7 protein-coding genes are annotated in these 12,809 nt (G+C 68.6%); all 7 read left to right on the forward strand.

Annotated features, from left to right (window positions below):
* On the forward strand, window positions 1-1,903 hold a 1,903-nt coding region (locus AC1D2E_RS04785; protein WP_478196358.1), incomplete at its 5' end, for a YadA family autotransporter adhesin.
* Window positions 1,904-2,287: 384 nt separating this feature from the next.
* Entirely contained in the window at window positions 2,288-3,208 is a 921-nt protein-coding gene (locus AC1D2E_RS04790) for a hydroxymethylglutaryl-CoA lyase (protein ID WP_478196359.1), read from the forward strand.
* A gap of 82 nt (window positions 3,209-3,290) precedes the next feature.
* Complete coding sequence (locus AC1D2E_RS04795) at window positions 3,291-3,779, forward strand: YbaK/EbsC family protein (protein WP_478172391.1); 489 nt, start codon at window positions 3,291-3,293, stop codon at window positions 3,777-3,779.
* 53 nt (window positions 3,780-3,832) lie between these two features.
* Entirely contained in the window at window positions 3,833-4,033 is a 201-nt protein-coding gene (locus AC1D2E_RS04800; protein ID WP_478196430.1) for a DUF1289 domain-containing protein, read from the forward strand.
* Window positions 4,030-4,671: a 2-hydroxychromene-2-carboxylate isomerase gene (locus tag AC1D2E_RS04805; protein WP_478196360.1), complete on the forward strand. Its 642-nt coding sequence runs from the start codon at window positions 4,030-4,032 to the stop codon at window positions 4,669-4,671. The genes AC1D2E_RS04800 and AC1D2E_RS04805 overlap by 4 nt, the downstream gene beginning before the upstream one ends.
* Before the next feature lie 141 nt (window positions 4,672-4,812).
* Window positions 4,813-6,504 (forward strand): MFS transporter, encoded by a 1,692-nt coding sequence (locus tag AC1D2E_RS04810; protein ID WP_478196361.1) that lies wholly within the window; start codon window positions 4,813-4,815, stop codon window positions 6,502-6,504.
* A 241-nt stretch (window positions 6,505-6,745) separates the two neighbouring features.
* Window positions 6,746-12,631, forward strand: coding sequence for an excinuclease ABC subunit UvrA (uvrA, locus tag AC1D2E_RS04815; protein ID WP_478196362.1), 5,886 nt, complete (start codon window positions 6,746-6,748; stop codon window positions 12,629-12,631).
* Window positions 12,632-12,809: the final 178 nt, after the last annotated feature.

The raw sequence follows: 12,809 nt of genomic DNA on the forward strand, positions 1-12,809 counted from the left end.
GGGCACTGCCGAAGGCAGCATCACCACGATCCAGGGTGACATTTCGACGATCAACACCAACGTTGCCGGCAACACGACGGCCATCACCAACCTGGACGGCCGTGTCACGACCGTCGAAGGCGACGTGACCAACCTGACCAACAACATGAACAGCGGTTCGGTGGGTCTGGTGAAGCAGGACGCGACGACCCATGCGATCACGGTGGCAGGCGACAAGGCAGGCACCTCGGTGGACTTCGCCGGTACCGAAGGCGCACGCACCCTGAGCGGCGTGAAGGATGGCACGCTGGCGGCGGGCAGCAAGGAAGCCGTGAACGGCGGTCAGTTGTTCACGACCAACGAGAACGTGGCGGCCAACACGGCCAACATCGCGACCAACACGACCAACATTGCCGGCAACACGACGGCCATCACCAACCTGGACGGCCGTGTCACGACCGTCGAAGGCGACGTGACGAACCTGACCAACAACATGAACAGCGGTTCGGTGGGTCTGGTGAAGCAGGACGCGACGACCAAGGCCATCACGGTGGCAGGCGACAAGGCAGGCACCTCGGTGGACTTCGCCGGTACCGCGGGCGCGCGCACCCTGAGCGGCGTGAAGGCCGGTACGGCCGACACCGACGCGGTGAACGTGTCGCAGCTGAAGTCGACCGGCTTGGTCGATGCAAATGGCAACACGCTCAATGCGGTGACGTACGACAGTGCGGCCAAGGACAGCATCACGCTGGGTGGCGCCGGTGCCACGGCCCCGGTCAAGCTGAAGAATGTCGCTGACGGTACCGACGAGACCGACGCCGTCAACGTACGCCAGCTCCAGTCGATTGGCCTGATCGATGGCAACGGGAAATCGCGGGAAGCCGTGACCTACGACGCCGACTCCAACCGCGGCGTGGTGACCTTCGGCGGCGGTGCGAACGGCACCTTGCTGACCAACGTGCGCGATGGCCAGATCGATACCGGCAGCCGTGATGCGGTGAACGGGGGCCAGATCGCTTCGCTGCGCGAAAGCCTGCAGAACCAGATCACCAACATCGATGGCCGCGTCACGAACGTCGAAGCCAACGGCGTCGGTGGTGGCAGCCCGTCTTACATCGACGGCAACGCCAAGGGTAGCAGCGACAACAAGGCCAATGCCGGAGACACGGCGGGTGTGGCGGTCGGCTACAACGCCACTGCAGCCGGCGACAACGCGTCAGCGTTGGGCCAGAACGCCACGGCCCTGGGCAGCTACGGCACGGCCGTCGGTAACGACAGCTACGCCGCGGGCGCCAATGGCACGGCCCTGGGTGGCAACGCCAAGGTGTTGGCCGACGGCAGCGTGGCGGTGGGTGCCAACACGGTGGTCTCGGCTGCCGCGACCAATGCGGTGGCCATGGGTGCCGATGCGCAGGTGAATGCGGCGTCCGGTACGGCCATCGGCCAGGGTGCTTCGGTGACTGCCGCGGCCACGGGTGCAGTGGCCCTGGGTCAGGGCTCGGTGGCTGACCGTGCCAATACGGTGTCGGTGGGCTCGGCAGGCAACGAGCGTGCGATCGCCAACGTGGCGGATGCCGTTATGGCCACCGATGCCGTCAACAAGCGTCAGCTCGACTCGGTCGCGGAGAGCGGCCAGGCCTACACCGACGCGCGTGTGAATCAGGTGCAGTCGGAAATCGCAAGCGTCAAGCGAGATTCCAACGCAGCGGCCGCGTCGGCCATGGCGGTGGCGACCTTGCCGCAGTCGATCATCCCGGGGCGTGGCATGGCTTCGGCCGCGCTGAGCAACATGGGCGGTGAGTCGGCCCTTGCTATCGGCGTGTCCAAGGTGGCAGAGAACAGCCGCTGGGTCACCAAGCTGTCCGGCACGGTCAACACGCGTGGCAATCTCGGCGTGAGCGCGGGCGTCGGATTCCACTGGTAAACCGAGCCCGGATCCGAGCAAGGAAGGGGCGTCACGCATTGCGCGTGACGCCCCTGCGTTCGTTTTTGCCGCCGCGTGCGATCGCGCCGGGCGGACCCGCCAGGATATTTTCGATCCAGTCGCGGTTGAAGCCGATCTCATGGTGCAAGGTCGGGGCGGTGCGGCACAGGTCGTGGACGGTGAATGGCTCCAGCCGTCTTGGCGTCCCGCGAGACGGCCTGCGCAAGCCGGTCCAAGGTCGTCTTGGAGAGGCGGCGATCGGCGTCGCAGCGCCACGACGGAGCTCCCGGTCGCCTCGGAACGACCTGCGGCCACTCCCACTTCTCAACTGATCAGATGCTGTGAAAATGGCGCCAGTCCATCCTCATCGACCACGAGCGCCCCATGAAACTTCCCTCCAGAGTCAAGATCGTCGACGTCGGCCCGCGCGACGGCCTCCAGAACGAGAAGCAACCTGTGTCGGCCGAGATCAAGATCGGCCTCGTGCACCGCCTGCAGGATGCCGGCCTGAAGGAGATCGAGGTCACCAGCTTCGTTTCGCCCAAGTGGGTGCCGCAGATGGCCGACAACGCCGAAGTCATGCACGGCATCCGGCGCAAGCCCGGCGTGCGCTATTCGGTGCTGACGCCCAACATGAAGGGCTTCGAGGCCGCGATTGCCGCGCCGCGCGAAGAATGGCCCGACGAGATCGTGGTCTTCGGCGCCGCCAGCGAGGCCTTCAGCCAGCGCAACATCAACTGCTCGATCGCCGAGAGCATCGAGCGTTTCCGGCCGGTGGTGGCGGCGGCACGCGAACACGGCATCTACGTGCGCGCCGCGATGTCGTGCGCCGTGGGCTGCCCCTACGAAGGCGAGATCGCGCCGTCGCGCGTCGACATGCTGGCCGGCCTCATGAAGGAGATCGGCGTGCAGCACGTCGGCGTGGCCGACACCATCGGCGTCGGCACGCCGCTGAAGGTGCAGCGAGCCATCGAGGCCACGCTCAAGCACTTCGGCATCGACGACATCTCGGGCCACTACCACGACACCTACGGCCAGGCGCTGGGCAACACGCTCGCCAGCCTGGAGATGGGCGTCTGGCAATACGACACTTCTTCGGCCGGCCTCGGCGGCTGCCCCTATGCCAAGGGAGCGACCGGCAATGTCGCGACCGAGGACGTGGTCTACATGCTGCACGGCATGGGCATCGAGACCGGCATCGACCTCGACCTGCTGATCGACGCCGGCGTCTACATCAGCGAGGCGCTCGGGCGCGAGCCGAATTCGCGCGCCTCGAAGGCGATCCGCACGAAGAGGTCCGCATGAGCGTCGCCGGGCCGCTCCCAAGACGCGAAAGCCCCCTCGGGGGGCAGCGCAGCACACGCAGTGGCAAGCGTGGGGGCCAGTGATGTGCGGTGCCGAACTGACTTCCCTGCCCGAGGGCGTGCAGCGCGTCGCCCGCCTGCTGCAGGACAGGGGCCATCCCCACGCGCCGCAGATGCTCGACGACGCCGCGCGCACCGCCCAGCAGGCGGCCGATGCGCTGGGTATCGAGGTGGCGCAGATCGCCAAGAGCATCGTCTTCCGGCGCAAGTCCGACGATGCGGCCGTGCTGGTCGTGACCTCGGGCGACAAGCGCGTGGACGAGAAGAAGGTCGAGGCCCTGGTCGGCAAGCTGGGTCGCGCCGATGCCGACTTCGTCAAGTCCCGCACCGGCTTCTCGATCGGCGGCGTCTCGCCCTTTGCGCACGCCACGGCACCGGTGATCCTGATCGACCGCGAGCTGTTTCGCTTCGAGGAGATCTGGGCAGCGGCCGGCCATCCGCATGCGGTCGTGCGCCTGCACCCGCAAGACCTCGAGGGCCTGACCGGCGCACCGGTCGCGGACGTGGTGTGAGCATCGCCGCCACGCTGTCGACCCTGCCGGAGCGCGCCGAGGCCGCACGCGCCATGGCCCGCGACCTGCCGTCGCCCTGCATCTCGATCTGCCGCATGGACCTGGCCACGGGCTTCTGCGAAGGCTGCCTGCGCACCCTCTCCGAGATCGCCGCCTGGAGCCGCATGGACGACGCCGGCAAGCGCAGCGTCTGGCGCGCCATCGAACTGCGCGCCGAAGCCGGCTTCGGCCCCGCGGCCGGAGACGCGCCATGAAACACATCACCTTCCATCTCGACTTCATCTCGCCCTACGCCTACCTGGCCTTCGAGCAGCTGCCGCAGACGCTCGAGGGCCTGAGCTACAGCGTGGCCTACCGGCCGGTGCTGCTCGGCGCGCTGCTGAAGCACCACGGCCAGCTCGGCCCGGCCGAAATCCCGGCCAAGCGCAGCTGGACCTATCGCCACGTGCTGTGGCTCGGCCAGGCGCACGGCATCCCGATCCGGATGCCCGCGACGCACCCCTACAACCCCCTGCCGCACCTGCGGCTGGCGCTGGCGACCAGCACCGATGGCGACATCAATCGCCATGTGGCCGAGACTGTCTTCCGCGATGTCTGGTGCACGGGCGGCGAGCCCGGCGACGCAGCGCGCCTGGCGACGCTCGCGGCATCGCTGCGGCAGCAGCGGGAAGCCGGCGGCGAGGCGGTCAAGGCGCAGCTCAAGGCCAACACCGACGACGCCATCGCGCGGGGCGTGTTCGGGGTCCCGGCCTTCGAGGTCGACGGTCGCCTGTTCTGGGGCTTCGACGGCCTGGCGATGCTGCGCGCGTACCTCGATGGCGAGCCCTGGTTCGACGGGCCGGACTGGGCCGGCGCCGACCAGCGGCCTTCGCTGCGCCGCAGCAATCCCTAGTTTCCTGCAATCTGAAACGTAAGCTGCGGGTTGCACCTTAAACCGTCAGCCGCCGTTCAGTTTCGCGACAGCCTCGGGTCAGTCGCCGCTCCAAGAATGCGTCACGTCCCACGCCGTGGGCGCAATTCAACAGGAGACGACATGGCAGCAGTACTAGATTCAGGGGGAGCGTCGCGCGTTCCCCGGCCCATGAGCCAGGAAGAGAAGAAGGTCATCTTCGCCTCGTCGCTGGGGACCGTGTTCGAGTGGTACGACTTCTATCTCTACGGTTCGCTCGCGCCCGTGATCGCGCGCCAGTTCTTCAGCGGCCTCGATGCCGGCGCGGCCTTCATCTTCGCGCTGCTGGCCTTCGCCGCCGGCTTTCTGGTGCGTCCCTTCGGCGCCATCGTGTTCGGCCGGCTTGGCGACATGATCGGCCGCAAGTACACCTTCCTGGTCACGATCCTGATCATGGGCCTGTCGACCTTCATCGTCGGCCTGCTGCCGAGCTACGCGACCATCGGTGTCGCGGCGCCCGTCATCCTGATCGCGCTGCGCATGCTGCAGGGCCTTGCGCTCGGCGGCGAGTACGGCGGGGCCGCCACCTACGTGGCCGAGCATTCGCCGCACGGCAAGCGCGGCGCCTACACCTCGTGGATCCAGACCACCGCCACGCTCGGCCTGTTCCTGAGCCTGCTGGTCATCCTCGGCGTGCGTGAGGGCGTGGGCGAGGCCGCCTTCGCCGAATGGGCCTGGCGTGTTCCCTTCCTGGTGTCGATCCTGCTGCTGGGGGTGTCGGTGTGGATCCGGCTCTCGCTGTCGGAGTCTCCCGCGTTCCAGAGGATGAAGGCCGAGGGCAAGACCTCGAAGGCCCCGCTGTCCGAATCCTTCGGCCAATGGAAGAACCTGAAGATCGTGATCCTGGCGCTGATCGGCCTGACCGCCGGCCAGGCCGTGGTCTGGTATTCGGGCCAGTTCTACGCCCTGTTCTTCCTGACGCAGCAGCTCAAGGTCGACGCGACCACCGCCAACCTGATGATCGCCGCCGCGCTGTTGCTCGGCACGCCCTTCTTCGTSATYTTCGGCASSCTGTCCGACAAGATCGGCCGCAAGCCGATCATCATGGCCGGCTGCCTGCTGGCCGTGGTGACCTACTTCCCGGTCTTCAAGATGCTGACCGAGAGCGCCAATCCGGACCTGGCCCGGGCCCAGGCCACGGCCGGCGTCGTCGTGACCGCCGATCCGCGCTCCTGCTCGTTCCAGGGCAACCCTGTGGCTCGCGAGATCGACTTCAGCAGCTCCTGCGACATCGCCAAGCGCTACCTGGTGCAGAACTCGGTGAGCTACGAGCGCGCCGACGGCCCACCGGGCTCGCCCGCCGTCGTCAAGATCGGCGAGCTGGCGATCACGGCGCCCCAGGGCAACGTGGTCAGCCACAAGTTCGACGAGGCCTCGACCAAGGAGATCGCGGCCTTCAAGAAGAGCGTCGCCGCGCAACTGAAGACCGCAGGCTATCCGACCAAGGCCGACCCGGCCAAGATCAACAAGGTCATGACGGTGGTGCTGCTGTTCTGGCTGGTGCTGCTGGTGACGATGGTCTACGGCCCGATCGCCGCCATGCTGGTCGAACTGTTCCCGACCCGCATCCGCTACACCTCGATGAGCCTGCCGTACCACATCGGCAACGGCTGGTTCGGCGGCCTGCTGCCGACCACCGCCTTCGCGATCGTGGCCAGCACCGGCAACATGTACAACGGCCTCTGGTACCCGATCGTCATCGCCGCGATGACGCTGGTGGTCGGCACCCTCTTCGTCCGCGAGACCAAGGACGTGGACATCTACGCGAACGACTGACCGTTCGCAGGCTCGAGGGCTTCGGCCCTCGGTTCAACAAAGAGGCTTCCCGCCCACCCGGCGCGAGGCCTTTTTCTTGAACGGCGCAGGAGACTCGATCCTGCGAAACAGCCCGGCCTGTTTCCGCATGTAAGCGGATCGTCCGCGCCGGAAGTCCCTGCGCCAGCGTGGACCATCCGGGGCTGAGCGCCCCGGCCCCGCCGGTGTTCCTAGAATGTCTGCCCCACCCCCCAAGGCATTCATGACACAGGGCTCCATCCGGATTCGCGGTGCACGTCAGCACAACCTCCAGAATCTCGACCTCGACATCCGCACCGGCGAGATGACGGTGGTCACCGGGCCGAGCGGCTCGGGCAAGTCGAGCCTGGTGTTCGACACCCTCTACGCTGAAGGCCAGCGGCGCTACGTCGAGACCTTCTCGGCCTACGCGCGTCAGTTCCTCGACCGCATGGACAAGCCGGCGGTCGACAAGGTCGAGGGCGTGCCGCCCGCGATCGCCATCGACCAGACCAATCCGGTGCGCTCCTCGCGCTCGACCGTCGGCACGATGACCGAGCTCAACGACCACCTGAAGCTGCTGTTCGCACGCGCGGCCCAGCTGTTCGACCGCGAGACCGCGCTGCCCGTGCGTCACGACTCGCCCGATTCGATCTACGCCGAATTGCTGGCGCGCGCGGCCGCGGCCGGCGATCCGCGCGTGGTGCTGACCTTTCCGGTCGAACTGCCGGCCAGCACCTCGACCGAGGAAGTCACGCAGTGGCTGTCCGCCAGCGGCTTCACGCGGGTGCAGGCCGAGCGCGAGGTGGCGACGCCGACCGGCCCGCGCAAGGTGCTCGACGTGGTGGCCGACCGCTTCCGCATGGCCAACGCCGAGCGCGTGCGCGTGGTCGAGGCGATCGAGGTGGCGCTCAAGCGCGGCAGCGGGCGGTTGACCGTCTATGCGGTGCCGGCGCAGGAGGGTGTCGAGCCAGAGGTGTGGAAGTTCTCCACCGGCCTGCATTGCCCCGAGAGCGACATCCGCTACGCCGATCCGATCCCCTCGATGTTCTCGTTCAACTCGGCGGTCGGCGCCTGCGAGACCTGCCGCGGCTTCGGCCGCGTGATCGGGGTCGATCTCGGCCTGGTGATACCGAACGAAAAGCTCACCTTGCGCGCCGGCGCGATCAAGACCATCCAGACGCCGGCCTGGAAGGAGGCGCAGGACGACCTCATGCGTCACGCCGAGGCGGCCGGCATCCCGCGCGACACGCCGTGGAACAAGCTCACGGCCGAGCAGCAGCACTGGGTGATCGAGGGCTCGCCGAACTGGAAGGGCAAGTGGAACCAGCAGTGGTACGGCGTGCGCCGCTTCTTCGCCTACCTCGAGAGCAAGGCCTACAAGATGCACTTCCGCGTGCTCTTGTCCAAGTACCGCAGCTACACGCCGTGCCCGGTCTGCGCCGGCGCGCGGCTCAAGCTCGAGAGCCTGCTGTGGCGCATCGGCAGCAAGGAAGACGCCGATGCCGTGCTCGCGCCGGCCAGGCGCTTCATGCCGGTCGGCGTGAAATGGTCGCGCGAACAGCTCGAGGCCCTGCCGGGCCTGTGCCTGCACGACCTCATGCTGCTGCCGATCGAGCGGCTGCGCCGTCTCTTCGACGGCATCGAGAGCCACGGCAACAGCAGCGGCGCGAGCGAAGGCGACGTGCAAGCGCTCAGGCTGCTGTTCGACGAGATCACGACCCGGCTGCGCTACCTGCACGACGTCGGCATCGGCTACCTCACGCTCGACCGCCAGAGCCGCACGCTGAGCGGCGGCGAGGTGCAGCGCATCAACCTCACGACCGCGCTCGGCACCTCGCTGGTCAACACGCTGTTCGTGCTCGACGAGCCCAGCATCGGCCTGCATCCGCGCGACATGAACCGCATCACCGAGGCCATGCTGCGGCTGCGCGATGCCGGCAACACGCTGGTGGTGGTCGAGCACGATCCGGCCGTGATGCTGGCCGCCGACCGCGTGATCGACATGGGCCCCGGCCCCGGCGTGCGCGGCGGGCAGATCGTGTTCGACGGCAGCACCGATGCATTGCGTGACGCCGACACGCTGACCGGCCAGTACCTGGGCGGGCGCAAGCAGATCGGCATGGGTTTCCGCCGCATGGTCAGCGACAACACGCCGCGCCTGATCCTCGAGGGCGTGCGCGAGCACAACCTGCAGGACATCACGGTCGAGTTGCCGCTGTCGCGCCTGGTCTGCATCACCGGCGTCAGCGGCTCGGGCAAGTCGACCCTGGTGCAAGACGTGCTGGCGCCGGCGCTGATGCGCCACTTCGGCAAGGCCACCGAGACGCCGGGCGCGCACGACCGCCTGCTCGGCGCCGATCACCTGAGCGACGTGGTCTTCGTCGACCAGTCGCCGATCGGCAAGACCGCGCGCTCCAATCCCGCGAGCTATGTCGGCGCCTGGGACGCGATCCGCGAGATCTTCGCCACCGCGGCGCTGTCGCGCCAGCGCGGCTACACGGCGTCGAAGTTCAGCTTCAACAGCGGCGACGGCCGCTGCCCGACCTGCGGCGGCTCGGGCTTCGAGCATGTCGAGATGCAGTTCCTGTCGGACGTGTATTTGCGCTGCCCCGACTGCGACGGCAAGCGCTACCGGCCCGAGATCCTCGAAGTGACGATCGAGCGTGCCGGGCGCAACCTGAACGTCGCCGACGTGCTCGACCTCACGGTGGCCGAGGCGGCTGCCGTGTTCGGCGCCGGGCCGCCCCAAGCCGAACAAGCCCCCACGGGGGGCAGCGACCCGCGCAGCGGCGGAGCGTGGGGGCCCAAGATCGCTGCAGACCGCGAGGTGCTGCGCGTGCTGCAGCCGATCGTCGACGTCGGCCTCGACTACGTGAAGCTGGGCCAGCCGGTGCCGACGCTCTCGGGCGGCGAGGCGCAGCGGCTCAAGCTCGCGGGCTTCCTGGCCGAGGCCGCCAAGAGCGGCAGCGCCAGCAAGCAGCCGCTGGCGCGCAAGGGCACGCTGTTCCTGTTCGACGAGCCCACCACCGGCTTGCACTTCGACGACATCGCGCGCCTGATGCGCGCGCTGCGCAAGCTGCTCGACGCCGGCCATTCGCTGGTCGTGATCGAGCACAATCTCGACGTCATCCGCGCCAGCGACTGGATCGTCGACCTCGGGCCCGAAGGCGGCGAGGGCGGCGGCCAGGTGGTCGCGGTCGGCACGCCCGAGCAGGTGCGCGAGAACCCGGTCTCCCTCACCGGCGCGGCGTTGGCCGACTACGAGCTGGCCATCGGACCCGGAGCCTACAAGGTGGCGGAACGGGCCGCGCGCTCCTATGCGGCGCGGGCGCAGCCGACGGCAGGGCGCGAGGCGATCCAGATCGTCAACGCGCGCGAGCACAACCTCAAGAACCTGTCGGTCGACATCCCGCGCGGCAAGTTCAGCGTGGTCACCGGCGTCAGCGGCTCGGGCAAGTCGACCCTGGCCTTCGACATCCTGTTCAACGAAGGGCAGCGGCGCTATCTCGAATCGCTCAATGCCTATGCGCGCAGCATCGTGCAGCCTGCGGGGCGGCCCGAGGTCGATGCGGTCTACGGCATTCCGCCGACCGTCGCGATCGAGCAGCGGCTGTCGCGCGGCGGCCGCAAGAGCACGGTCGGCACCACCACCGAGGTCTGGCACTTCCTGCGGCTGCTGTATGTCAAGCTCGGCATCCAGCACTGCATCCACGACGGCGCGGCGGTGCAGCCGCAGACGCCCGACAGCATCGCCGCGCAGCTGCTGAAGAACTTCAGGGGCCAGCACATCGGCCTGCTGGCGCCACTGGTGAGCAACCGCAAGGGCGTCTACACCGAGCTGGCCGACTGGGCCCGGCCGCGCGGCTTCACCCACCTGCGGGTCGACGGCGAATTCCTGCCGACCACGGGCTTCCCGCGCATCGACCGCTTCAAGGAGCACAGCATCGAGCTGCCGGTGGCCAGCCTCGACGTGCTGCCCGCGCAGGAGACCGAGCTGCGCCAGGCGCTGACGCGGGCGCTCGAGCATGGCAAGGGCGTGGTCCACGTGCTGAGCGATCTCACGGGCTTGCGCGCCGCGATGATGGCCGGCGCGCCGACGCTCGGCATCGGCCACGCGCATGTGTTCTCGACCCTGCGCGCCTGCCCGGTCTGCAGCACCAGCTACGCGGAGCTCGATCCGCGCCTGTTCTCCTACAACAGCAAGCACGGCTGGTGTCCCGATTGCGTCGGCACTGGCGTCAAGCTTACCAAGGAGCAGCGCAAGGTCTACGACGACTCGGTGATGGCCGACGACCAGAAGGGCCGCGAGCAGACCTTCGCCGAGCCCGAGGCGGAGGACGTGGGCGATGCCGTGTGCCCGACCTGCGAAGGCACGCGGCTCAATGCCACGGCGCGGGCCGTGCTGTTCGGCGAAGGCGGGGGCATCGGCATCACCGAGCTGGCGCGCATGAGCGTGACCGACATCCGTCTCTGGTTCGAGCGGGTGGCGCTCAGCGGCCGCCAGGCCGAGATCGCGCGCGACCTGGTGCCCGAGATCAAGAGCCGGCTCGAGTTCCTCGAGGAGGTCGGGCTCGGCTACCTCACGCTCGACCGTGGCGCGCCCACCTTGAGCGGCGGCGAGGCGCAGCGGATCCGGCTCGCGGCGCAGCTCGGCAGCAACCTGCAGGGCGTCTGCTACGTGCTCGACGAGCCGACCATCGGCCTGCATGCGCGCGACAACCAGATCCTGCTCGACGCCCTGCACAAGCTCGGCGACAAGGGCAACACGCTGGTGGTGGTCGAGCACGACGAGGACACGATCCGCCGCGCCGACCACATCATCGACATCGGCCCGAGCGCGGGCAAGCGCGGCGGCCGGCTGGTGGCCGAAGGCAGCGTCGCCGACATCGAGGGCGCGAGCGATTCGCAGACCGGCCGCTACCTGCGCGACGCGATCCGGCATCCGCTGCAGGCCAGGCGCAACGTGCCGGCGCCGGAGCCCGGCGCACCCGATTGGCTCAGCGTGCGCGGCGCCGACCTGCACAACCTCAAGGACGTGGCGGTGTCGCTGCCGCTGCACCGGCTGGTGGCGGTCACCGGTGTCAGCGGCTCGGGCAAGTCGACCCTGGCGCGCGACGTGCTGCTGGCCAACGTGTATGCGGTGGTGGTGCAGCGCATGACCAAGGCCGGCCGCGATGCCGATGCCGCGGGCAGGCATCCGAAGTGGGTGGGTTGCAGCGCGGTGGATGGCTACGAAACCATCGACCGGGTGCTCGAGGTCGACCAGACGCCGATCGGCAAGACGCCGCGCAGCTGCCCGGCGACCTACATCGGTTTCTGGGACACGATCCGCAAGCTCTTCGCCGACACGCTCGAAGCCAAGGCGCGCGGCTACGGCCCGGCGCGCTTCAGCTTCAACACCGGCGAGGGCCGCTGCCCGGGCTGCGACGGCGCCGGCGTGCGCACCATCGAGATGAGCTTCCTGCCGGATGTGAAGGTGCCGTGCGAGGTCTGCCACGGCGCGCGCTTCAATCCCGAGACGCTGGCCGTCAGCTGGCGCGGCAAGAGCATCGGCGACGTGCTGCAGATGGAAGTCGACGAGGCGGTCGAGTTCTTCGCCTCGATGCCCAATATCAGCCATCCGCTGCAGCTGCTGAAGGACGTCGGGCTCGGCTACCTGACGCTGGGCCAGCCCTCGCCGACGCTGTCGGGCGGCGAGGCGCAGCGCATCAAGCTGGTGACCGAGCTCAGCAAGGTGCGCGACGATGTCACGCGGCGCGGCAACAAGGCGCCGCACACGCTGTACGTGCTCGACGAGCCGACCGTCGGCCTGCACATGGCCGACGTCGAGAAGCTGATCCACGTGCTGCACCGGCTGGTCAACGGCGGCCACAGCGTGGTGGTGATCGAGCACGACCTCGACGTCATCGCCGAAGCCGACTGGCTGATCGACCTCGGGCCGGAAGGCGGCAATGGCGGTGGGCGCGTGGTGGCTGCGGCGCCGCCCGAAGAGGTGGTCAAGTTGGGCACTCATACGGGCGTGGCGCTTGGGCCGGTGCTGGCGCGTTCTCGGGAGCGGCATGAGGTGCTGACGTTGCCGGTGCGGGAGACAGGAGCGAAGCCCGAGCCGATGCGGCGCGAAGCCTGATCGCGCCGGCTCCTTGGTTCTCTCGCCGGGAGGGCGCCCGGCATGCGGTACGGGCCGAACGACCCCACTGCGCCRGCCCTTCGGGCTGCCTTGCGGACCCCGCGTACCGCGAGCAGCGCAGGGCAGCCGCGAAGCGGCCGGTGACGTCGGCCGGTCCGGGGCATACCGCCCGCCGCCG

Source organism: Variovorax sp. P1_H2, assembly GCF_056405295.1.

Excerpts from the sequence above, each read along its gene's own strand:
- AC1D2E_RS04790 (WP_478196359.1), top strand. The coding sequence starts at position 2,288 with ATGAAACTTCCCTCCAGAGTCAAGATCGTCGACGTCGGCCCGCGCGAC.
- AC1D2E_RS04795 (WP_478172391.1), top strand. The coding sequence starts at position 3,291 with ATGTGCGGTGCCGAACTGACTTCCCTGCCCGAGGGCGTGCAGCGCGTC.
- AC1D2E_RS04800 (WP_478196430.1), top strand. The coding sequence starts at position 3,833 with ATGGCCCGCGACCTGCCGTCGCCCTGCATCTCGATCTGCCGCATGGAC.
- AC1D2E_RS04805 (WP_478196360.1), top strand. The coding sequence starts at position 4,030 with ATGAAACACATCACCTTCCATCTCGACTTCATCTCGCCCTACGCCTAC.
- uvrA (WP_478196362.1), top strand. The coding sequence starts at position 6,746 with ATGACACAGGGCTCCATCCGGATTCGCGGTGCACGTCAGCACAACCTC.